The following is a 22463-nucleotide window of genomic DNA, read 5'->3' as shown; positions in this document are numbered from 1 at the left end:
AATCGTCGAACGGCTACTCGCTGACCTGAAACGCCACCCGCGCGGTCTCGCCACTTTCATCCAGCGCGCTGAGCTCGATCTGCCCGGGCCGTTCGAAACGTACCAGCAGGCTGTCCTGGCCTTGGGTCTCGCCCAACGGCTGACCGTTGAGGAACCACCAGCGCCGCCCGCCGCCGCCCAAGGCGGAAACGTGCAATTGCAACGGTTCGCTGCTGGTTGCCGGGCGGCGCAGGTTGTCCCCCGGGCGCACGCCGACAATCGACAGCGGGGGTGCGCTGGCGGGCGCCTGCGGTGGGCAGGCCGGGTCTACTGCCGGCAGGCGCGCTGCACGCCGTTCGACCCTGGGCAGCCAAGGCTCCAGCGGGGCGGGCCAGAGCGCAATGTCGCGTACCTTGGCCCCCGGGCAACTGCCGTCGACCCGCAGCCCTTGCGCATTGACCCAGACGCGCTCACGCAGGCCCAGCCCGAGCGGCTGATCGGCCGCCTGCAAGGTCGGCGGTGTGGTGCCGTCGAGGGTCCAGGCAAAGCGCTGGCGGCGGCAGTTGGGGTCTTGCCGATTCATCGGCTGGCCCAGCGGCCAGCAGATGGCTGCCACGCCGATGGTAGGGGGCACCTGCTCGACCGGCACGCTGATACCGCGCTGGGCATCGCGGTTGCTTAGCAGGTCATGCACCTGAAGCATCAACGGCGCCGCCGAGGCCAGGCCGAACTGCCCGGGTACCGGTGTGCCGTCGGGGCGGCCGATCCATACACCAATCAAGTAGCGCGGGCCGACCCCAATCGACCAGGCGTCACGAAAGCCATAGCTGGTACCGGTCTTCCAGGCCAGTTGCGGGCGCTGCACCAATTCGGCGTGCGGGTCCCGGTCGGGGCGTGCCTGGCCGCTCAGAATACGCCGGATAATCCACGCCGCCCCTGGCGACAGCAAGCGTCGCTCTACCAACGGGTCCTGCGGCTGCAGGCGGATGCGCGCACTGTTGCCGGCCCGGGCCAGCGCCGCATAACCGCCGACCAGGTCTTCCAGGCGGCTGCCCGCCCCCCCGAGGATCAACGACAAGTTGGGCTCGGCCAAAGGTGGCAGCATCAGCGGCATGCCGGCCATGCGCAATTGCGCGGCGAAGCGTTTCGGGCCATACGCTTCCAGCAACTGAACGGCCGGCAGGTTGAGCGACAGCGCCAGTGCCGAGCTGGCCGACACCGGCCCGCTGAACCCCATCGAGAAGTTGCCGGGCCGATAGTCGCCGTAGCGCCTGGGCACATCCTGCAGCAGCGATTCGGAGTGGATCAGGCCGTCATCCAATGCCATGCCATAGAGGAAGGGTTTAAGCGTGGAACCGGGCGAGCGCAATGAGCGCACCATGTCGACGTGGCCGAAGCGGCGTGCGTCGCTAAGGTCGATCGAACCCAGGTAAGCGCGCACTGCCATGGTCTGCGCCTCCACCACCAGGATCGCCGCCGATGTGCGCTCCGGCAGGCGTGCGCGCCAGCCCAGCAGCAGGTCTTCGAGGCGCCTTTGCAAGGCTGCGTCTAGGGTGGTGCGAATCAGCGGTGGGCTATTCGCCGTGTTCAGCCGCCGCGCCAGCAACGGTGCCAGGGCCGGCTCCTGACGTGGCGCCAGCAGCAAGGGCTCCTCGGCAGCTTCCTTGAGCTGCTGGGCTGGCCATACTTGGTATTCCTCCAGGCGCTGCAGCACTTTGTCGCGTGCACGCTGGGCACGCTCGGGGTGGCGGTCCGGGCGCAAGCGGCTGGGTGCCTGGGGCAGCACCGCAAGCAGCGCCGCCTCGGCAGGTGTCAGGTGTTTGGGCGATTTGCCCAAGTACGCCCAGCTGGCGGCTGCCACGCCCTGCAGGGTGCCGCCGAAAGGTGCACGGTCGAGGTAGATCTGCAGGATTTCGCGCTTCGACAGGTGCCACTCCAGCTGCGCTGTACGCCATAACTGGCGCAGCTTGCCGGCCAACGTCCGGTCATGCGGATCGAGCAGGCGCGCCACCTGCATCGACAGCGTACTGCCCCCCGACACCACGCGCCCTCCGCGCAGGTTCAGCCAGGCCGCACGGGCCAGGGCCAGCGGGTTGACCCCAGGGTGGCGATAGAACCAGCGGTCCTCGTAGGTCAGCAGCGCCTGCAGGTACAACGGCGAGACCTCTTCCGGGCTGACCGGGTAGCGCCACACGCCATCGGCGTCGGCAAAGCGCCACAACGGCGTGCCGTCTTCGGCCAGCACCACCCGCGCCAGGTCGTCGCCGGGCATGGGCAACGGCCAGATACGGTCGGCCAGCCACACCAGGCCCACGGCCAGGACCAGGGTGATGGCGCTACCACGCACAATCCTGCCCGCACACGTGCGCGGCCGCGCTAAGCTTGGCATCGGGAACCGACTTGGCCAACTGATGGCCCAAGGCTTGGGAACGGCAACCTCGCCGGTGTGTTGATCAGGAAGCAACTATGCATGTAGAAGATTTTTTCGGGTGGCTGGGCCACGCACTCGGGTCGTTGATCCGCTTTATCGTCGACGCATTGAGCGGGCTGTTCAACCTGCTGGCCAATGCCGGCGGCAATTTCATCGATGGCCTGGCACGCACCCTGGGCATGGACACCTCGCTGGTCAGCATCCTTGCCCTGGTCGTCGGCCTGATGCTGCTGTACTCGGCAATCCGCGCCTTCATGCGCGCTTCGATCATCCTCGGGATCATCTGGTTGGTGCTGGGGTTGTGGGTGATGAGCTGGGTGATTCACTAAAGGCCATCGCCGCACCTCGCGGTGTGTGTGTGTGTAGGAGCAGCCTTGTGCTGCGAAGAGGCCGGTATGAGCAACGAAAATCCTGTTGCCTGTACCGGCCTCTTCGCAGCACAAGGCTGCTCCTACAAGAGGCAGGCTTTTAACGGGCTTTGACGGTCATCTCGCCTTGCCCATCGCCCACTGCCTGCAGGTTCGGGCGGTACATCGACTCGACCTGCGGCGGCGGCACACGGTAGGTGCCCGGGGTTACTGCCCGCGCCAGGTACAGCAGGTGCGTGGTGCCATAGCTGTCCAGCTTGAGCGCTGCGACGTAACGGTCATCGCGGTACTCCTGGTGCAGCACGCTGGCGTTCTGCATCGACTCACGCCACGCCTTCACGGCACTGCTGGCATTCTCCAGGCTGGCCGCACTCTGTGCCAGGTTCTGGTTTTCCAGCTCAAGCCCGGCTGGCAGTAAGTCCACCACCAGCGCATCCGGCACACGGTCTTCGGCCTTGAGGGCCAGGTGCACCAGCACCAAGTCGCCGCTGCGCAGGTTGTGCAGGTCCAACGCCTGGCCATTCATGCCCAGGTACTCACGGCGAATCTGCAGACCATTGCCACCGGCTGCTGGCGCTTGGCGCGGGTAGCCAGACAGCGTCAGCTGCTGGTAAAGCGTCTCGCTGCCTTCGTTTTGCACCGTCAGCGGCGACGCCAGCAGCGGGCCTTCGAGCTTGAGGCCGGTTTCGGCATTGTTGAACTCGCGGATCTCGCCCGCGCTGTCCAGACGCGCCTGCCACTTGCCTTCCGGCTTGCCGAGCAAACCACGGCCAGCGAGGAACAGCGCGTTACGTTCCTGGGTAGACAGCCAGCGGTTGGCCGCCAACTCGTCCGACAGTGCGAACAGGCGTTGGTCGACCTGCTTGCTGGCCAGGTTGCTCTCCTGCAACAGCGCCAGAATCAGCGCCTGGTCACGCAGGCTGCTGCCGTAGTCAGCCATCCAGCCTTTGCTGCGGCCAATACCCAGGCCGGCTTGCAGGGCCTGCTCGGAACGCGGCTTGTCGCCCATCTTCTCCAGCGCTACCGCCAGTTGCACCAGCGGCAAGCCGGAGCGGGCATCGGCACGGCGCTCGAACAGCCCGCGCAAGGCACCCAACGGCGCCTGCTGGCTACGCGACAGAACCAGGGCAGCATAAGCCTGTACGGCAAAGCGGGTATGGTCGGCGTTCTCGCTGTAGTCGACCTCGATCAGGTTGCGTTCCTGCAGGTAGCGCAGCAAGCGCTCGTTGGCCTTCTTCAGCGCCTCGGCGGGCACGCCGTAGCCCTGGTCACGGGCGCGCAGCAAGAAGTCGGTGACGTAGGCGGTCAGCCAGTACTCTTCTTCGCTGTCCGAACTCCACAGGCCGAAGCTGCCGTTGTAACGCTGCATGCCCAGCAGGTGCTCGATGCCCATTTCGATCTTGCGCTTGCGCACGTCGGCCGGTTCGCCCTTGATCCCCAAGCGTTTGAGGCTTTCGGCATCGGCGTAGAGCGACGGATAAAGGCCACTGGTGGTCTGCTCCAGGCACCCATAGGGGTAGGCTTCGAGGGCACGAATCTGTTCGGCCAGGTTCAGCGGCGGTCGGCTCGACAAGACCAGGCTGGCTTCAAGGCCCGCCGGTTCGAAGGCAGCCAGGTCCGCCTCGGGCAACGCCCATGGCTGGTCCTTCAAGGCAACCCGGTAGTGCTTGAGCATCGCCGGATAAGCCGGGCGCACACCCAAGGTCCATTCACGCTCGAAGGCCGTGGCCGGCTCGTTTGGCAGTTGCAGGCCATTAACCCGCACGCGCACCTTGCCCTGCCCCAGGCCGCCTTGGGCCTGCACCGGAATCATCAGCGTGCGGCGTTGGCCTTCGTCCAGCGCGACGCTTTGCACCGCGCTCGCCGCCAGGCTCAACTGGCCTTCGGTGCTGATCTCGACATTCAGTTGCTGGGCGCGGCCCGACAAGTTGGCCAGGTCCAGCGCCAGGCTGGTGCGGTCGCCACCGGCCAGGAAGCGCGGTGCCGACAGCTCGGCGATCAGCGGCGCAGCCACCACGGTCTTGCCCTCGGCCACGCCGAAGTGATCATCGGTCCAGGCCTGCGCCATCAGCCGCAGTTCGCCATTGAAGTCGGGGATGTCGACGGAGGCCTGGCCCTCGCCCTTCTCGTCCAGGGTCGCCGGCTGGCTCTGCTGCGCGACGATGGTCACCGTGGTGTTGGGGCGCTTGCCACCCTTGGCCATGGCCGCGTCACCGCCAAAGGCCAGGCTGGCAAGGCGGCCCTGGCCGGCCTCGATCAACTGGCCGTAGATGTCCAACTGGTCGGCGCCATACGCTTTGCGGCCGAACAGGCTGGTGAACGGGTCGGGGGTCTTGAAGTCGGTGATGTTGAGGATGCCGACATCAACTGCCGACAGCAGTACATGCACCTGCTGCCCCGCAGCCGCTGGGCTGCCATCGGCATTGGCCACCTTGAACTTGACTGTCAACGGCTGCTTGGGCCGCATCTTCTCCGGCGCCTGCAAGCTGACCGCCAGCTTACGCTCGGCCCGGTCGAGTGGCAGGTGCAGCACGCCCACCGCGCGTTTCGGTGTGGCATTGGCCTTGCGCTCGCCGGGGCGAATCACCAGGGCGCTGATATACAGGTCGTGGCGTGCCCACTTCTTGTCCAGTTGCACGTCGAAGGTCTTGCCTTCGGCTGGCACCTCGATCTCCTGCCACCACAAAGGGCCGTCGCTGGACTCGATCATCAGGTAGCCGCTGCCAGCGGCAGGCGGGGTCACCGTGACCTTGGCGGTGGCGCCATCGGCGTAGGACGGTTTGTCCAGGGCCAGCTTGACCTGGTCCGGGCGAACTGCGCCGCCTTCGGCGTTGTCCTGGGCGCGATAACCCGCCCAGAAGCGCTCGCTGGACACCAGGCCAGTCTCTGGGTCTTCGACCTCGACCCGGTAAGGGCCCCACTCGACTTGGAACGACAACTTGGCGGTCGAGCCGGCCTTGACGCTGACGGTCTCTTCGCTCTGGGTGAGGAATTTCTCGTTGTAGTTGTAGCTCCAGCCGTCGCTCTGCGAGTAGTTCCAGTAGTAGTCACGGCGCTCGCGAATCAACCGCACCTTGAGGTCGTTGGCCGCCAGCTTCTTGCCATCACGGTCGGCCACCAGGAACTCGAATTCCACCGGGCCGTCACTGTCGGTTTCCTCGCCTTCGAACAGGCCGCGCAGGCCCGGCAAGCGTTCGGCAGGCCAGATCGGCTGTTCCAGACGACGGGTGATCGGCCGGCCACCAGACTCCTGCAGGCTGGCCTGCACGGTCAGTTGCAGTGGCGAACGGGCTTCGGCCCAGCGGCTTTCGATATCGACCACTGCCTTGCCGGCCTGGTCGAGGGTGACTTCGTCCAGCTCCAGGTCCTGGTTCAACTCGGTTTCGGTGACCGAACCGAACTGGTAACCCGGCAGCGCCGGCACCGCTTCGCGCAACGGGCGCACGTAAGCTTGGCCACTCAGCCGGTTACCCGCAGCCGGCGCGCCGTAAAGGTAGCGGCCATTGACCTGGATCTGGGCGTCCTGATCAGGCGTAAGCGGTGCGCTGCTGCCTTTGAGCTCCAACGCCAAACGTTCGGGGAGGAAGTCTTCGACCAGAAACTCGTAGACCTGCTTGCGCCCGCCACCCAGGTCGAGCAGCAATTGCCAGCGACCGGTCGGCGCCTCGCTGGCCAGTTGCAGTTGGTACTGGTAGAGGCCACTGCCATCCGCCTCCCAAACAAACTTGCGGCTGACCTGCTCATCGGGGCGACGCACTTCCACACTGACGGGCTGGGCCTTGACCGGCTTGCCATCCTGGTCGCGCAGCAGGCCGTTGAGCAGCACGGTCTCACCCGGGCGATACAGGTCACGCGGGCCGAAGATGAACAACTGCAAAGGGTTGGCTTGAGGGCCGGTGATATCGAATTCGGCCAGGTCCAGGGCCGCAGTGTTCAGGCGCAGCAACGTGGTGTGCACGCCTTGCGTGGCAATCAGGGTATCGGCCTTGGGCGTGATCGGCAGTTCGGCGTGGCCGTCGCCATCGGTCTTGGCCTGGGCCAGCAACTTGCCTTTCTCGTCATGCACCTCGAGGTTGACGTCTTTCATCGCCTTGCCGCCTTCCAGGGCTTGGGCGAACACGTCGAGACGGTCGCGGTAGCGGTGCGCAGAGACGCCGATGTCACTGAGGCTGAACAGGGTTGCCGGCTGCGAGTAATCGTAGGTGCCCGAGGCACGCATCACTGCCAGGTACACGCCCGGTTCCTGCAGCGGCTTGATCCCGGCGATCGGCAGCAGCACGGTCTCGCGGGTGTTGCGCGCGGGGTTGAGATCGAAGCGGCCGCTGTAGACCAGCTCGGCCATGTCCAGGGTTTCTTTGGACTGGTAGTAGTACAGGCTGCTGTTGCGCCCCCAGTTGACCAGGAAGGTCGAGAGCATCTCGGGCTTCACGCGGAAGAACTCAACATCGACCTTGTCGACGTTCAGGGCAATCACCGGCAAGCCTTCGGCCAGGCGCGTGGGCAGCAACGAACCGCGGCTGGCAAAGCCGATGGTCGGCTGCATGTCGCGGGTTTCCAGGCGGGTGACCGACTCGCTGTCGAGCGCCTTGCCATTGACCGCCAGCAGGCCTTTGTCGACCGTGAGCACCAGCTTGCGCTGCGGCTCCAGGTGGCGCAGGCGCAGCTCCATCTGGTTGTCGGAGAGTTCCCAGGCCCCGTCGACCTTGCCTTTGACGGTGTCGACCAAGTGCAATTTGCCGGCGAAGTCCTGTGTGGCATCCAGCGGCGCGGAGAAGCTGATCGACAGCGCGCTGGCGCCGTCCAGTTGCACTTCCGAGACGTCCAGCACCGTGAGCGCCCGGCCCTCGTAGCGCTTGGCGAGTACGGCAGGGTCTTCGCGCTTGGCCGCTGGGGCCTCGGCGGGCGCGGTGGCTGCCGGTTTCTCGGCCGGCGCGGGTTTGTCCGGCGCGGAGGAGTCACAAGCACTGAGCAAAGCCAGCGCGCAGGCCAGCAACAATCCTTTGTTGAACATGGAGTAGGAACTCTTAGGCAGCGTGTACGTGAGGGCAGCAACTATAGCGCAACGACGGGCGCGTCACCCGCCGTGTAGCGCCAGGTGAGACCGCGTTCGCGCGAATTGGTTGCCTGGCCGGTACACTGTGGCACTGCTTATGCCAGGATTTGAAATGTCTCAACTGACCACCGACTGGCGCGACCGCCCTACCCACCGCAAGGTCTGGGGCCTGGCCGCACCGATGATCCTCTCCAACATCTCCGTACCCCTGGTGGCGCTGGTCGACAGCACCGTCATCGGCCACCTGCCCCACGCCCACCAGCTGGGCGCCGTTGCCGTGGGCGCCACGCTATTCACCTTCATGGTTGGCCTGATGGGCTTTCTGCGCATGGGCTCGACCGGCTTCGCGGCCCAGGCTGCTGGGCGCGGTGACGGCGCAGCGTTGCGCCAGGTGTTGGTGCAAGGGCTGCTGCTGGCCCTGGGCTTTGCGGTGGTCATCGGCCTGTTGGCGTTGCCCTTCAGCCAGTTGGCGCTGCACGCGATGCAGCCCAGCGCGGCGTTGCAGCAATCCACCGAGGACTTCTTCCACACCCGGCTGATCGGGCTGCCTGCGGCACTGGCCAGCTACGCGCTGGTCGGCTGGTTCCTTGGCACCCAGAACGCCAGGGCGCCGTTGGCCATCCTGCTGACCACCAACCTGCTGAACATCATCCTCAACCTGTGGTTCGTGCTCGGCCTGGACTGGGGGGTGCTGGGTTCGGCGCGGGCCTCGGTGATTGCCGAGTGGAGCGCCGCAATGCTGGGCATGGCCCTGACCCGCCCGGCCTTGCGCGCCTACCCCGGGCACATCGCCTGGGCGGCGCTCAAGCGCTGGCAGGCCTGGAGGCCGCTGCTGGCCGTCAACCGCGACATCTTCCTCCGCAGCCTGGCATTGCAACTGGTGTTCCTGCTGATCACCGTGCAGGGCGCCCGGCTGGGTGAAGCGACGGTGGCAGCCAACGCCCTGCTGCTCAATGGCCTGCTGCTGACCGCCTACGCGCTCGACGGGCTCGCCCATGCAGTCGAGGCCTTGTGCGGCCATGCCATCGGCGCCCGCGACCGCCATACGCTCCGCCGCTCGCTGGTAGTAGCGTGCGGTTGGTCGCTGATCACCAGCGTTGGCTTTGCTGGGCTGTTCCTGCTGGGTGGTCACCTGTTCATCGACCTGCAGACCGATATCGACAGTGTGCGGGCGGCGGCTTATCCGTACCTGCCGTACTTGGCGGTACTGCCGTTGATTGCGGTGTGGAGCTACCTGCTCGACGGATTGTTCATCGGCGCGACGCGTGCGCGGGAGATGCGCAATGCGATGCTCGCGTCGGTGGTGATTGCGCTGCCGGTGGCGTGGGCCATGAATGGGTTTGGCAACCACGGCTTGTGGTTGGCGTTTCTCGGGTTCATGGCCTTGCGGGCGGTGACGTTGGGGTGGGTTGGGTGGCGGTTGCAGCAAAAGGGGCTGTGGGTTCAGTGATTTTGGGGCTGCTTTGCAGCCCATCGCCGGCAAGCCAGTTCCCACAGAATCACTGCATGGCCCGAGCCACGTGCAATACCTGTAGGAGCTGGCTTGCCGGCGATGGGCCGCAAAGCGGCCCCGGCGATTACGAAGACAAGTACGAAGAGCGGGTCAGCCCGAGGCGCAAGGCATCGAGGAACTGCGTCCGCTCACGAGCAGTGATCTTCGCGCTGGCGACCTTGTCGCGGTAGTGGGTCATCAACTCCTCCGGCGACAGGTGCACGTAACGCAGCATGTCTTCGATGGTGTCGTGGGTCTCGATACCGGCGTGGTACACGCTGCCATCGGCATTCTGGTAGATGTTCACCGAGTCGGTATCACCGAACAGGTTGTGCATGTCACCCAGAATTTCCTGGTAGGCGCCAACCAGGAACACGCCCAGCAGGTAGTCCTCGCCCTCATTGAGCGCATGCACCGGCATGCTGGTCTCGATGCTCTGCTCGTCGACGTACTGGTTGATCTTGCCGTCGGAGTCACAGGTCAGGTCTTGCAGCACCGCGCGGCGCATCGGCTCTTCATTCAGACGATGCAGCGGGATGATCGGCAGTACCTGGCCGATGGCCCAGGTATCCGGCAGGCTCTGGAACACCGAGAAATTGCAGATGTACTTGTCGGCCAGCTTGTCATTGAGCTCGTCCAGCACCTGGCGGTGCGAACGCTGGCGCGCCTTCAGCGAGTTGTGCAGGCGACGGCAGACAGCGAAATAGCACTGCTCGGCCAGGGCTTTCTCGGCCAGGCTGATCTTGCCATCGGCGTACTGCGCCGCCACGTCACCCATGTAGTGGGTAGCGCGCCAGTAGGTCTCGGTGACCATCTCGATGTCGGTCGGGCCCAGCAGGTCGGCCAGCCACTGCACGGTCTCGGGCAGGGCTTCCTTGTTTTCGATGGTCGGCACGTCGTCGTTGTGTTTTTCGACGTCGGTCACCTGGATCACCAGCATGGCATGGTGCGCGGTCAGCGAACGGCCGCTCTCGGAGAAGATGTGCGGGTGCGGCAGGCCCTGCGCGTCGCAGAACTCCTTGAGCATGCCCACCACCACGCCGGCATAGTCATCCATGTCGTAGTTGATCGAGCTGGCATTGCGCGAGTGAGTACCGTCGTAGTCCACACCCAGGCCACCGCCGACGTCGATGTGGTCGACCGGCAGGCCCAGTGCACGCAGCTCGCCGTAGTAGCGGATGGCTTCCTTGAAGCCGTGCTGGTAGTCCGCCAGGTTGGCGATCTGCGAACCCATGTGGAAGTGCAACAGGCGGATGCCCTGGTCCAGGCCTGCATCGCGGAAGCGCTGCACCACCGAAATCAGCTGCGCAGCCGACAAACCGAACTTGGACTTCTCGCCACCGGTGTCGGCCCACTTGCTCGACGCCAGCGACGACAGGCGCACGCGCAAGCCGACCTGCGGCTTGACCTTGAGCTCGGCGGCCTCCTCGATCACCAAGGCGACCTCGGATTCCTTCTCGATGACGATGAACACGTTGTGGCCCAGCTTCTGGCCCATCAGCGCCAGGCGGATGAACTCGCGGTCCTTGTAACCGTTGCAGACGATGGTGCCGCCCTTTGGCGCCAGCGCCAGTACTGCCAGCAGCTCGGGCTTGGAGCCGGCCTCAAGGCCAATCGAGACGTTCTGCGTGGCGATGATGTTTTCCACCACCGCTTCCTGCTGGTTGACCTTGATCGGGTACAGCGCGGTGTACTGGCTCTGGTACTCGAGGCGCGCGATGTTGGCGTCGAAGGCACCTGTCAGCTGGCGTACACGGTCTTGCAGGATGTCGGGGAAGCGCACCAGCAACGGCAACGACAGGCCGCTCTGGCGCAGTTCGTCGACCTGCTCGAACAGGTCGATCGGCGCGCTATTGGGGCCATTAGGGCGTACTTCGACGCGCCCGGCTTCATTGATGGCGAAATAACCAGCGCCCCAATGGCGGATGCCGTAAACACTGCGGCTGTCGGCCACGGTCCATTGGCTACCATCGTCTTTGCGTGTGCGTCGTACGGACATTCAAGTCCCCTATAGATAAGTCGAAAACACTGCCCCAACGAAAAGGGCCGGCGCAGTGTAGAAGCTGAAAATGACGATTCGTCCGGTTCAGGGGTAGACCCTTCCAACAGGAACGAGTTTAGAAAGCACTGGGCAAAAAAACGCGCGACGGCCTCAGCCGCCCGACTTTTTCGCCTTGAAACCCTGTTTGGTCAGCTCGCCGATCAACAGCTCGACATGGTCGCCCTGAATCTCGATAACCCCGTCCTTCAAGGCGCCACCGGTACCGCAGCGGCGCTTGAGCGTGGTGGCCAGCTCCTTGAGCTGATCGAGGGGCAGCGGCACACCGGTGACGGTGGTGACGGTCTTGCCACCGCGGCCTTTGCTTTCCCGGCGTACGCGGGCAATGCCGTCACCTTCGGGGATGATTTGCTGCTTGCAGGTGCAGGCATCCACCGGCTGGCTACAGTCAGGGCAGTGCCGACCGGCATCGGTGGAGAACACGAGACCGCCAAGGGCGGAAAAGGAAGAAGCTTTCTTGGCCACTTTTGTTCCTCTGTGCTGAGGACAAAAACTGGTCGGCGGGAGCCGACCGCGAAGCCCCACTCTGGCAGGGGCGGCGCTACTGCCGCAAGATCTTGCGACAGCCCGAAAAGGGCGCGCAGTGTAACGATAAATCAGGGGATTGCTAAGTACTGGAATGCGCCATTTTGCGAATGTTTTGCGACCCTTCGCGGGCAAGCCCGCTCCTACAGGTACTGCACCGTTCTTAAAGGCTCCAGTAAACCTGTGGGAGCGGGCTTGCCCGCGAATAGGCCGCAACGCCATGCAACTAGGGCAAGCTGGCTTTGTACCGCTGCAACGCCGCCAACGAGTCCGGGCAATACGGCTTGGTGTGGCTTTCTTCTTCCGCCTGCACCAGGCTGATGAACCGCGCCTCGCTCACCTCTTCCGGCTGCAAGCGCAACGGTGCATCGGACACCGCCGAATACACCGCACACCACAAGCGGTTATCGGGTTGGTCGAAGTAGAACCGTTCATGAAAGCGCAACGCGACGCCGTCGATACCCAGTTCTTCGGCCAACTCCCGCGCAGCCGACTCGGCGTAGCCCTCGCCCGCCGTCACCATGCCGCCCGCCGCCACATCCCAAAAGCCTGGGTACAGCGCCTTGCTCAAGGTACGCCGGTGCACGCACAACTCCCCGGCGCTATTGAACAGCAAGATGAACGTGCAACGGCCAATCAGCCCGCGCTCGCGCAACTCTGCCCTGGGCAAGGCGCCGAGCACCTGGTCGGCTTCGTCGACCCAGGCAACCAGCTCACGGTCGGAAGCCGCCCGATGGGCGGCTTCCTGGGTGCTGATGGCCACGATCAACCCTGCGACAGCAGCTGACGCAGGTCGATGACCGCAGCGTTGGCCCGGGAGATGTAGTTGGCCATGACCAGCGAGTGGTTGGCCCACATGCCGAAGCCGCTGCCATTGAGCACCATCGGGCTCCACAGCGCTTCCTGCGAGGCTTCCAGCTCACGGATGATCTGGCGCACGCTGACCGTGGCATTCTTTTTCGCCAGCACATCGGCGAAGTCGACCTCAATCGCGCGCAGCAGGTGCGACAGCGCCCAGGCCTGGCCACGGGCTTCGTAGAACACGTTGTCGATCTGCAGCCATGGGGTTTCGACCAGCTCTTCGTCAACCTGCGGTGCCTGGCCAGGTTGTACCGACTCAGTCTTCAGCGTGGTGTTGAGCTTGACCCGGCCAACGCTGGCCGACAGGCGCTGCGACAGCGAACCCAGGCGGGTAGCCACATCGCCCAGCCAGTTGTTCAGGTTGTCGGCACGGGTGTAGAAGATCGCGCCCTTGTCGCCAGCGGCCAGGCGGGTCTGGTAGCGGTTCAGCGACTTGATGCCTTCTTCGAACTCAGACTCGCTCGACGGCAAAATCCAGCTCTTGTTGTCGAAGTTGAAGCGCGGCTCGGCCTTGGCCAGGTCGGCGTCTTCAGTGGACTGCGACTGCGAGCGGGCGAAGTCTTTGCGCAACGCGCGGGACAAATCGCGGACCTGGACCAGCACGCCGTATTCCCAGCTCGGCATGTTGTCCATCCACAGCCCCGGCGGGAAGCGGTCGTTGGAAATGTAACCGCCCGGCTTGTTCAGCAAGGTACCGGCGACGGTCTTGAGGGTTTCGATGGTGGTATAGCCGATGACCATCTGCTGGCCATTACGCTCGGCCGCAGCCTGGGCGTTCTGCTGTACCGGGAACAGCTCCGGCTCCTGGCTCCAGTACCAGCCCAGGCCGATACAGACCAGCAGGTACAGGCCGATCAGGGTACCCAGGGCACGGCTCCAGAGGCCGCCCAGGTAGCTACGGGCGGCGGCGCCACGGCCATCAACACGCTCGCGGGGTTCGGCTTTGGCCTCGCGGTTTTTCCAGTCCAGCATGGCATTGTCCTTAATCAGTCAAGACGGTTCAGAGGCTTGGACCCCAGGCCTTCGCCAGGGTGCCACGGCAAGCCCGCATCGCTGCACTATAAAGCAGACACTGCCGTACGCATAAGCGACCAGCGGGTCAGTAACTGAATATTCGTTCTAAACGCTTTGTTGATGGAGGGCACTCACCCAATGGAAAAGAGCTGCTAGCATAGAGCCATCATCGCACCTGCACACCACCCACCCAAAAGTAGCCAGGACATGAGCCAAGCAGTCGATCCGAGCCACCAGTGCCCCGCCCAGCCTCTGTCGCGTACCGGCCTGCGCAAGGATGACCCGCTCAACCCGGTGCCCCTGCCGCCGCTGCGCAAGCCTGTGTACATCCTTTTGCAGGACCACGAGCGCGCACAACGCCTGGCCCAGCAGTTGGAGTTTTTCGGCCTCGGTGTGCAGGCCTTGTTCAGTGCGGATGCGTTTCGGGCTTCGCTCAGTGAATGCCCGCCTGCGGCGGTGGTGATGGATGTCGACTTCACCGGCAGCGGCCAAGGCCTGCGCTTGGCCGCCCAAGCTCAGCAAGGTGTGCCGCAAACGATTCCGCTGCTGTTCTTCAGCCACCACGAAACCGATACGCCGACCCGCCTTGCCGCCGTGCGCGCGGGCGGCAAAGAGTTTCTGACCGGCACCCTGGAAGCCTCCAGCCTGCTGGAGAAGGTCGAGCTGCTCACCAGCACGACCCCGCTCGACCCGCTGCGGGTGTTGATCATCGACGATTCGCGCACCCAGGCCCTGCACACCGAACGGGTGTTGAGCAGCGCGGGCATGATTACCCGCAGCCTGACCGACCCGATCCGCACCATGGCGGAACTGGCCGACTTCCAGCCGGACCTGATCATCCTCGACCTGTACATGCCCGCCTGTACCGGCCCGGAGCTGGCCAAGGTAATCCGCCACAACGACCGCTATGTCAGTGTGCCAATCATTTACCTGTCGGCCGAGGACGACCTCGACAAGCAGCTCGATGCCATGAGCGAAGGTGGCGATGACTTCCTGACTAAGCCATTCCGTTCGCGCCACCTGATCACCACCGTGCGCAACCGCGCCGCCCGCGCCCGCCACCTCAAGGCACGCATGGTGCGCGACAGCCTCACCGGGCTGTACAACCACACCCATATCCTGCAACTACTTGAAGATTGCAGCTTCCGCGCCCGGCGCGAGCAGCAGCCCTTGAGCTTCGCCATGCTCGACATCGACCGTTTCAAGAAGATCAACGACCGCCACGGCCATCCCATGGGCGACCGGGTGATCAAGAGCCTGGCGCTGTTCCTCAAGCAACGGCTGCGCAAGACCGACTTCATCGGGCGTTACGGCGGCGAAGAGTTCGCCATCGTCATGCCCAACACCGCCCTGGATGCCGCGCACAAGGTCCTGGACGAAATCCGCCGGCGCTTTGCCGAGATCCTCTATCCGGCGCAGCCACGGGACCTGAACTGCACGTTCAGCGCGGGGGTGGTGCAACTGGACGATGAGCTGGATGCGCTGACCATGGCCAGTGCCGCGGACGAGGCGTTGTACCGGGCCAAGCACGCGGGGCGTAACTGCGTGGTTCGGGTGGAGCCCTAACAAGGCAAAGTGCCATCTTTTTTTACATCAGGACACAGACGTCATCACTGCGTAACAAAATCGCAATAACTTCAGGCGCTTACCTCTCCCACTCCCCGCAGGAAGTTCGCGGCTATGCGCCTGAAGTGGCTGACCAATTTCAACACCCTGTTGCTGGTGACCGTCTGTATCGCACTGGCCGTGACCTTGTGGTGGTCACAGCGTGCCCTGGAACGCCCCTATCAGATGATGGAGCGCTACCTGGGCCTGTCCCAACAGTTCCAGAACCAGGCAGCGCACAACATCCAGGCCTACCTGGCCAGTGGTGATGCCTTGCGCCATGCCGCCGCCATGGAGGCCAACCAGCAGTTGCAGACAGCATTGGCCGAATGGCCCGACGCGCTGGCCGACAAACTGCACCCCAGCCTCGACAGCCTGCAGGCCTTTACCGCCGAAGAACTGCTGGCGGCCGGCAAGCTGGCCGGCGACCCGCAAGCGCTGTTATTGCAAGCCGAGCGCGAACTGGGGGCCAACTTCGAACAACTGGCCAATTACGCCCGTGACAGCGGCAGCGCCGAGGCCAACCGCTATCTGCTGCCTTTGCTCGACGCCACCGTGCACCTGGGGCGCCTGTCGCTGGCACGGGACAAACTGGTCAGCAGCGGCCGCCCTGAACTGGCCGACGAAGTGGAGCGCGAGCTGCAACTGATCCGCGCCCAGGCCCAGGCCCTCGACGGTTTGCCGTTGCTGGGTGTTACCCGTGCAGCCGAGTCCAATGCCGATGATTTCGCCGCCCTGATGGGCCTGGAAACCCAAACCAGCGCGCAGCAGGAAGACATTGCCGTCGCCCTCAAGCGCGAACTGCAAAGCCTGCTCACGCGCTACCCGGCCGAACTGCAACGTACCCGCGAGCAAATCGAACGCCGCGCCGCCCTGGCCGCTAGCACGGGCCAGCGCCTTGAAGCGGTGCAACAGGCCATCGCCGGCCTGGAGCCGGAAGTCCGCGGGCTGCACGCCAAGATCGCCGCCGAAGTGCGTATCAGCCAAGGCCTGATGATCGGCCTGATCCTGCTGATCGCGCTGCTCATCGACACCCTGCAGCGGCGCTTGGCGCGTACCTTGACCAGCCTGGCGCCGGCCCTGTCGCACTGGGCCGAGGGCGACTTCGCCGAGCCGATCGCCCTGGGCAAGACCAACCGTGAGCTGCACGACATTCAGGAATCGCTCAACCGCCTGCGCCACTACCTGGTGGAACTGGTCGGCACCATCCGCCACAACGCCGAGCAGGTGGCCGGCAGCAGCCACGCGCTGGCCGGCATGAGCGCCGCCTTGCACGACGGTGCCGAGCGCCAGGCGGGCGACACCGGGCAGATTCGCGACGCGCTCGGTGAACTGGAAGCGACCATCCAGCAAGTGGCCGGCGATGCCAGCGCCGCCGCCGACGCCAGCCGCGATGCAGGCCGGGCAGTGGAGCACGGCCAGGCGGTGATCGGCCAGAGCTTGTCGGGGTTACGCGAACTGGTGGACGAAGTGCAGGGTAACGCCCGCATGATCGAACAACTGGCTGAAGAGTCCGCCACCATTGGCGGCGTGTTGACGGTGATCCGCTCGATTGCCGAGCAGACCAACCTGTTGGCCCTCAACGCCGCGATCGAAGCCGCCCGCGCGGGCGAAATGGGCCGTGGCTTTGCCGTGGTGGCTGACGAAGTGCGCTCCCTGGCCCAGCGCACCACAGGCGCAACCGGCGAGATCCAGACACTGATCGACCGCTTGCAACAAGCCGCCAGAGGCTCGGTGGCCGGCATGCGGGCGCAGCTGGAACATGCTGAAGCCACCGCCGACCAAGCCCAGGCCGCAGATGGCGCGCTGGACGAAATCGTCCGCGCCATTCGTACCATTGCCGATACGGCGGTGCGGATTGCCGATGTCACGGCCCAACAGAGCGGTGCGGTGAGCGAGATTCGTGACCATAGCGAACGGATTCATGAGCTGGGCGAGGACAATTTGCAGCGCATTGGCGAGGGGCGTGAGCAAGGGGAGCAATTGCTGAGCCTGGGCAGCGAGTTGAGCACGGCGGTGCGGGCGTTCAGGGTGTGAGCGTGCACTTTCTGCGCCTGTGAGATCGAGCGCCGCCCGCGCGGCGCATCGCGAGCAACGCTCGCTCCTACGTTTGTTTCGGGCCAATTATTCCTGGGGCAAACGCGCGCGACCGCCTTGGCGCATGACGCGATATCGCGTCGAACAAACAGGGCGGTCGCGCGCGCCTGTCACAGACGTTATTGGCCGAAAACAAACGTAGGAGCGAGCGTTGCTCGCGATGCGCCGCGCGGGCGGCGCTCGATCTCACAGGCGCAGAAAATTGCCTGACGAGCACCACTGGCCCCAACCCCTACCAACTCCGCTATCATGCCCAGCACGTTCCACCTCGCGAGTCCGCCATGCGCCGCCTGTTTCTCCTGCTGTTCCTGCTGCTGGCCAGCCCTGCCTTCGCCACGGGCCTGCTCGACAACCGCCCCAGCGCCACCCTCGGCGCCGCTTCGCTGTCCAACGCTGCCGATTTCCTGCCCGTGCACGAAGCGTTCAAGCTCAGCCTGATCCAGGCCGATGCCCAGAGCATCAAGCTGCGTTTCGTCGCCACCGACGGCTACTACCTCTACCGCCACCGCTTCAATTTCCGCACAGAGCCGGCCGACGTGGCCGTGGGCACGCCCAACATCCCTAAAGGCGAAGCCAAGCACGATGAATTCTTCGGTGACGTCGAGGTGTACCACGGCGTGCTCGACATCGAGCTGCCCCGCACCGACCCTCGCGCGTTCACCCTGCTGGTGGGCTACCAGGGCTGCGCCGACAAAGGCCTGTGCTACCCCCCGGAAACCGCGCGCCTGAGCATCGACGGCGAAGGTGGCACCCCCAGTGCGGCACCGGCCACAGGTGAACAGGCCTGGAGCTGGAAATCCCTGTTGCTGTTCTTCCTCGCCGGCGTCGGCCTGACCTTCACCCCTTGCGTGCTGCCGATGCTGCCCATCCTCTCGGGCGTAGTGCTGCGTGGCCAGGCTAACGGCTTGCGCGGCCTCGCGCTGTCGCTTGCTTACGTGGTATCGATGGCCGCCAGCTTCGCCGTGCTGGGCGCGCTGATGGGCCTGTTCGGCGCGGGCTTGAACCTGCAGGCACGGCTGCAGTCAGCCTGGGTGCTGGTGCCTTTCGCGTTGTTCTTCGTGGTGTTCGCCCTGGCCATGTTTGGCCTGTTCGAATTGAAGCTGCCACAGGCCTTGAACAATCGCCTGGACTCGCTCGCCCACCGCACCAAAGGGGGCTCGCTAGTTGGCGCGGCAGTGCTGGGCGTGCTTTCCAGCTTGCTGGTTTCGCCCTGCGTGTCGGCGCCACTGGCCGGCGCCCTGCTTTATATCAGCGCCAGCGGCGATGCCCTGGGGGGTGCACTGAAACTGTTCGCCCTCGGCCTGGGCATGGGTGCGCCGTTGCTGTTGGTGGCTACCGGTGGCGCAGCCTGGTTGCCGAAGAGCGGCCCTTGGCTGAACACGGTGAAAAACGCCATCGGTGTGCTGTTGCTGGGGCTGGCCATCGGCTTGCTCAGCCGCGTGCTGCCTGGCCAGGTGACGTTGCTGCTGGTCGGCTTCCTGGCTGCCGGCGTAGCGCTGTTCCTCGGCGCCCTGGAATTCGTCATCAAAACCCCGCGCCAGCGCCTGGCGCAATTGCTCGGCCTGGCGTTGCTGGTTTACGCCCTGGCCTGCTGGTACGGGGCACTGAACGGTCAGGGCGACCCCCTGCGCCCCTTGCCTGCCCCCGCCGTGGCCACGGGCAGCGCCAGCCCTGCCGTCAAGACCGATGCCTGGCAGACCCTCACCACCCCCGCCGCGCTCGACGCGGCCCTGGCCCAAGCCAAGGCCGCTGGCCAGCCGGTGTTGCTGGACTGGTACGCCGACTGGTGCATTAGCTGCAAGGTGATCGAGCACGAAGTGCTCAATGCGCCGCAGGTGCAATCGCAGTTGAGCGCCTTCAAATTGCTGCGTTTCGACATCACCGAGAGCAACGCCGAGCAACGCACGCTGCTCGACCGCTACCAGCTGTTCGGCCCGCCTGCGCTGCTGTTCTTTGCGGCGAACGGCAGCGAAATGAACGCTGATCGGGTCATAGGCGAGATAAACGCCGGCGATTTCGCTGAGGTTCTGACGCGCGTGCGCGGCAAACTCGGTCTATAACTTCCGGCGAGCTGCGAAAAATCCTCGAGACAGTGACCAGATTTAATTATCCGGTCACATACTTCGCGCGAATCTCGGACATCGTGCTGGCTATTGCCGGGAACTGGACACTTGCCGTCGCTTTACGGCACACTCGCCGCGCTGTGTCGAATTGCCCTACAAATCCAAGGAATCCGCAGATGGCTACGCTACTGGTGCTTCACGGCCCCAACCTCAACCTGCTCGGTACCCGCGAGCCGGGCCACTACGGCGCCGTGACCCTGGCCCAGATCAACCAGGACCTGGAGCAACGTGCCCGCGCCGCGGGCCACCATCTGCAGTACCTGCAGAGCAATGCCGAATACGAACTGATCGACCGTATTCACGCCGCACGCAACGAGGGTGTGGACTTCATCCTGATCAATCCGGCTGCTTTCACCCACACAAGTGTCGCATTACGTGACGCATTGCTTGCGGTGAGCATCCCATTCATCGAAGTGCACCTGTCCAACGTGCACAAACGCGAACCGTTCCGTCACCACTCCTACTTTTCCGATGTGGCCGTAGGGGTGATTTGCGGCCTGGGCGCCAGCGGTTATCGCCTGGCCCTGGAGTCCGCACTGGAACAACTGGCTGCCAACGCACAGCCCTGATGACAGAGACCCTGGCCTAAGTGGGCCGGGGTTTGAGAGAAACGTTTTAGACACGTTTTCAATTACGCCCCCTGACCGAACCTTTGGGAGTTGATGATTAATGGATATCCGTAAAGTCAAGAAACTGATCGAACTGCTGGAAGAGTCTGGCATCGACGAACTGGAGATCAAGGAAGGCGAAGAGTCGGTCCGTATCAGCCGTCACAGCAAGACCCCAGCTGCCCAGCAGTTCTACGCACCGGCCCCAATGGCTGCTGCCCCTGTAGCTGCCCCGGCTGCCGCTGCTGCTGCCCCTGTCGCCGAAGCTGCTGCCCCGGCGCTGAAAGGCACCGTGGTTCGCTCGCCAATGGTCGGTACCTTCTACCGCAAGCCATCGCCGACCTCGCCTAACTTCGCTGAAGTTGGCCAGTCGGTGAAAAAAGGCGACACCCTGTGCATCGTCGAAGCGATGAAGATGATGAACCACATCGAAGCCGAGATCGGCGGTGTCATCGACGCCATCCTGGTAGAAGACGGCCAGCCGGTTGAGTTCGACCAGCCGCTGTTCACCATCGTTTGAACCGCGGAGAGCCAACGATGTCTGCGAAGCTCGAAAAAGTCCTGATCGCCAACCGCGGGGAAATTGCCCTGCGGATCCTGCGTGCCTGCAAAGAGCTGGGCATCAAGACCGTCGCCGTGCACTCCACGGCTGACCGCGAACTGATGCACCTGGGCCTGGCAGACGAGTCGGTCTGCATCGGTCCCGCGTCATCCAAGGATTCGTACCTGCACATCCCGGCGATCATCGCTGCCGCCGAAGTGACTGGCGCCACCGCGATCCACCCGGGCTACGGCTTCCTGGCCGAAAACGCCGACTTTGCCGAGCAGGTAGAGAAATCCGGTTTCGCCTTCATCGGCCCGAAAGCCGACACCATTCGCCTGATGGGCGACAAGGTTTCGGCCAAGGACGCGATGATCAAGTCGGGCGTACCGACTGTACCAGGCTCTGACGGCCCACTGCCTGAAGACGAAGAAGTCGCCCTGGCGATCGCCCGTGACGTCGGCTACCCGGTGATCATCAAGGCCGCCGGTGGCGGTGGCGGTCGCGGCATGCGTGTGGTGCACAAGGAAGAGGACCTGATCTCCTCGGCCAAGCTGACCCGTACCGAAGCCGGTGCTGCGTTCGGCAACCCGATGGTCTACCTGGAGAAGTTCCTGACCAACCCACGCCACGTGGAAGTTCAGGTACTGTCCGACGGCCAAGGCAACGCCATCCACCTGGGCGACCGTGACTGCTCGCTGCAGCGCCGTCACCAGAAGGTTCTGGAAGAAGCGCCAGCACCGGGCATCGACGAGAAGGCCCGTCAGGAAGTCTTCAAGCGTTGCGTCGATGCGTGCATCGAAATCGGCTACCGCGGTGCAGGTACTTTCGAGTTCCTGTACGAGAACGGCAGCTTCTACTTCATCGAGATGAACACCCGCGTACAGGTTGAGCATCCGGTGTCGGAAATGGTCACTGGCATCGACATCGTCAAGGAGATGCTGAGCATCGCCGCTGGCAACAAGCTGTCGTTCCGTCAGGAAGACGTGGTGATTCGTGGTCACTCGCTGGAGTGCCGGATCAACGCCGAAGACCCGAAGAAGTTCATCCCGAGCCCAGGCAAGGTCAAGCACTTCCACGCCCCAGGTGGCAACGGCGTTCGCGTCGATTCGCACCTGTACAGCGGTTATTCGGTTCCGCCGAACTACGACTCGCTGATCGGCAAGCTGATCACCTACGGCAAGGACCGCGAAGAAGCCATGGCGCGCATGCGCAATGCCCTGGACGAGATCGTCGTCGACGGTATCAAGACCAACATCCCACTGCACCGCGACCTGGTGCGAGATGAAGGTTTCTGCAAAGGCGGCGTCAACATTCACTACCTCGAGCACAAACTGGCCAGCCAGGAGTGATCGTGTAGTGTGATGTACCAAAACCCCGGACCTGTTCCGGGGTTTTTTTATGGGCTTTAGGGATAGGTGGTGCTGGTAGGTGCATGCCTTGAGGGGGGGGGTGCCGGTGAGATTGAGCGCCGCCCGCGCGGCGCTTCGCAGCACAAGGCTGCTCCTACATCTGTTTCGGGCCAGTGAGGCCTGTGATATTGGCGCGCGACCGCCTAGTCGGTTCGACTCGAAATCGTGTCAGGCGCCAAGGGACCGCGCGCCGATGCCACAGGAATAATTGGCCCGAAACTGATGTAGGAGCAGCCTTGTGCTGCGAAGCGCCGCGCGGGCGGCGCTCGATCTCACAGGCAACACACCCCACAAG

The 22463-nt window shown here is 64.2% G+C and carries 14 protein-coding genes; 8 read left to right on the top strand and 6 right to left on the bottom strand.

What is annotated here, in order from left to right:
- Window positions 1–13 precede the first annotated feature (13 nt).
- On the bottom strand, window positions 14–2368 hold the full coding sequence (gene pbpC, locus LOY53_RS03025; protein WP_252826595.1) for a peptidoglycan glycosyltransferase PbpC: 2355 nt from the start codon (window positions 2366–2368) through the stop codon (window positions 14–16).
- Between the two features lie 77 nt (window positions 2369–2445).
- Here pbpC and LOY53_RS03020 point away from each other — a divergent pair, with 77 nt between their 5' ends.
- Window positions 2446–2739: a hypothetical protein gene (locus LOY53_RS03020; RefSeq protein ID WP_027594960.1), complete on the top strand. Its 294-nt coding sequence runs from the start codon at window positions 2446–2448 to the stop codon at window positions 2737–2739.
- Between the two features lie 139 nt (window positions 2740–2878).
- On the opposite strand, the gene LOY53_RS03015 is transcribed toward LOY53_RS03020, so the two are convergent.
- Window positions 2879–7789, bottom strand: coding sequence for an alpha-2-macroglobulin (locus tag LOY53_RS03015; RefSeq protein ID WP_258703575.1), 4911 nt, complete (start codon window positions 7787–7789; stop codon window positions 2879–2881).
- Window positions 7790–7943: 154 nt separating this feature from the next.
- Here LOY53_RS03015 and LOY53_RS03010 point away from each other — a divergent pair, with 154 nt between their 5' ends.
- Window positions 7944–9281, top strand: a complete 1338-nt coding sequence (locus LOY53_RS03010; RefSeq protein ID WP_252826592.1) for an MATE family efflux transporter — start codon at window positions 7944–7946, stop codon at window positions 9279–9281.
- A gap of 127 nt (window positions 9282–9408) precedes the next feature.
- Here LOY53_RS03010 and speA read toward each other — a convergent pair whose 3' ends face one another.
- The 4 genes from speA to LOY53_RS02990 all read right to left on the bottom strand — a co-directional run bounded on the left by speA (window position 9409) and on the right by LOY53_RS02990 (window position 13740).
- On the bottom strand, window positions 9409–11322 hold the full coding sequence (speA, locus tag LOY53_RS03005) for an arginine decarboxylase (protein WP_027594957.1): 1914 nt from the start codon (window positions 11320–11322) through the stop codon (window positions 9409–9411).
- Window positions 11323–11475: 153 nt separating this feature from the next.
- On the bottom strand, window positions 11476–11847 hold the full coding sequence (locus LOY53_RS03000; protein WP_027594956.1) for a translation initiation factor Sui1: 372 nt from the start codon (window positions 11845–11847) through the stop codon (window positions 11476–11478).
- 286 nt (window positions 11848–12133) lie between these two features.
- A complete protein-coding gene (locus tag LOY53_RS02995; RefSeq protein ID WP_252826591.1) occupies window positions 12134–12670 on the bottom strand; it encodes an NUDIX hydrolase in 537 nt (178 codons plus the stop codon).
- A 2-nt stretch (window positions 12671–12672) separates the two neighbouring features.
- Window positions 12673–13740 (bottom strand): DUF2333 family protein, encoded by a 1068-nt coding sequence (locus LOY53_RS02990; RefSeq protein WP_027594954.1) that lies wholly within the window; start codon window positions 13738–13740, stop codon window positions 12673–12675.
- 249 nt (window positions 13741–13989) lie between these two features.
- Between LOY53_RS02990 and LOY53_RS02985 the strand changes: the two genes are divergently transcribed.
- From LOY53_RS02985 to accC, 6 genes are all read left to right on the top strand, one after another.
- Entirely contained in the window at window positions 13990–15348 is a 1359-nt protein-coding gene (locus tag LOY53_RS02985) for a diguanylate cyclase (protein ID WP_252826589.1), read from the top strand.
- Window positions 15349–15462: 114 nt separating this feature from the next.
- Window positions 15463–17424 (top strand): methyl-accepting chemotaxis protein, encoded by a 1962-nt coding sequence (locus LOY53_RS02980; protein ID WP_252826588.1) that lies wholly within the window; start codon window positions 15463–15465, stop codon window positions 17422–17424.
- A 341-nt stretch (window positions 17425–17765) separates the two neighbouring features.
- Window positions 17766–19544: a protein-disulfide reductase DsbD gene (locus tag LOY53_RS02975; RefSeq protein WP_258703574.1), complete on the top strand. Its 1779-nt coding sequence runs from the start codon at window positions 17766–17768 to the stop codon at window positions 19542–19544.
- Between the two features lie 179 nt (window positions 19545–19723).
- On the top strand, window positions 19724–20176 hold the full coding sequence (gene aroQ / locus LOY53_RS02970) for a type II 3-dehydroquinate dehydratase (protein WP_008093086.1): 453 nt from the start codon (window positions 19724–19726) through the stop codon (window positions 20174–20176).
- Between the two features lie 100 nt (window positions 20177–20276).
- Window positions 20277–20735, top strand: a complete 459-nt coding sequence (gene accB / locus LOY53_RS02965; protein WP_027594950.1) for an acetyl-CoA carboxylase biotin carboxyl carrier protein — start codon at window positions 20277–20279, stop codon at window positions 20733–20735.
- Window positions 20736–20752: 17 nt separating this feature from the next.
- On the top strand, window positions 20753–22108 hold the full coding sequence (gene accC, locus LOY53_RS02960; protein ID WP_027594949.1) for an acetyl-CoA carboxylase biotin carboxylase subunit: 1356 nt from the start codon (window positions 20753–20755) through the stop codon (window positions 22106–22108).
- The last annotated feature ends 355 nt before the right edge of the window (window positions 22109–22463 follow it).

Origin of the sequence: Pseudomonas sp. B21-031 (genome assembly GCF_024748985.1) — a bacterium.
In the GTDB taxonomy this organism is placed as follows: Bacteria; Pseudomonadota; Gammaproteobacteria; order Pseudomonadales; family Pseudomonadaceae; genus Aquipseudomonas; species Aquipseudomonas kermanshahensis.
Note: the sequence above shows the minus strand (reverse complement) of the source record. Positions and strands in the feature narration are given on the sequence as shown.

What these genes read in the sequence shown, in the direction of transcription:
- pbpC (WP_252826595.1), bottom strand. Translation starts at nt 2,368, where the DNA reads ATGCCAAGCTTAGCGCGGCCGCGCACGTGTGCGGGCAGGATTGTGCGT.
- LOY53_RS03020 (WP_027594960.1), top strand. Translation starts at nt 2,446, where the DNA reads ATGCATGTAGAAGATTTTTTCGGGTGGCTGGGCCACGCACTCGGGTCG.
- LOY53_RS03015 (WP_258703575.1), bottom strand. Translation starts at nt 7,789, where the DNA reads ATGTTCAACAAAGGATTGTTGCTGGCCTGCGCGCTGGCTTTGCTCAGT.
- LOY53_RS03010 (WP_252826592.1), top strand. Translation starts at nt 7,944, where the DNA reads ATGTCTCAACTGACCACCGACTGGCGCGACCGCCCTACCCACCGCAAG.
- speA (WP_027594957.1), bottom strand. Translation starts at nt 11,322, where the DNA reads ATGTCCGTACGACGCACACGCAAAGACGATGGTAGCCAATGGACCGTG.
- LOY53_RS02990 (WP_027594954.1), bottom strand. Translation starts at nt 13,740, where the DNA reads ATGCTGGACTGGAAAAACCGCGAGGCCAAAGCCGAACCCCGCGAGCGT.
- LOY53_RS02985 (WP_252826589.1), top strand. Translation starts at nt 13,990, where the DNA reads ATGAGCCAAGCAGTCGATCCGAGCCACCAGTGCCCCGCCCAGCCTCTG.
- LOY53_RS02980 (WP_252826588.1), top strand. Translation starts at nt 15,463, where the DNA reads ATGCGCCTGAAGTGGCTGACCAATTTCAACACCCTGTTGCTGGTGACC.
- LOY53_RS02975 (WP_258703574.1), top strand. Translation starts at nt 17,766, where the DNA reads ATGCGCCGCCTGTTTCTCCTGCTGTTCCTGCTGCTGGCCAGCCCTGCC.
- aroQ (WP_008093086.1), top strand. Translation starts at nt 19,724, where the DNA reads ATGGCTACGCTACTGGTGCTTCACGGCCCCAACCTCAACCTGCTCGGT.
- accB (WP_027594950.1), top strand. Translation starts at nt 20,277, where the DNA reads ATGGATATCCGTAAAGTCAAGAAACTGATCGAACTGCTGGAAGAGTCT.
- accC (WP_027594949.1), top strand. Translation starts at nt 20,753, where the DNA reads ATGTCTGCGAAGCTCGAAAAAGTCCTGATCGCCAACCGCGGGGAAATT.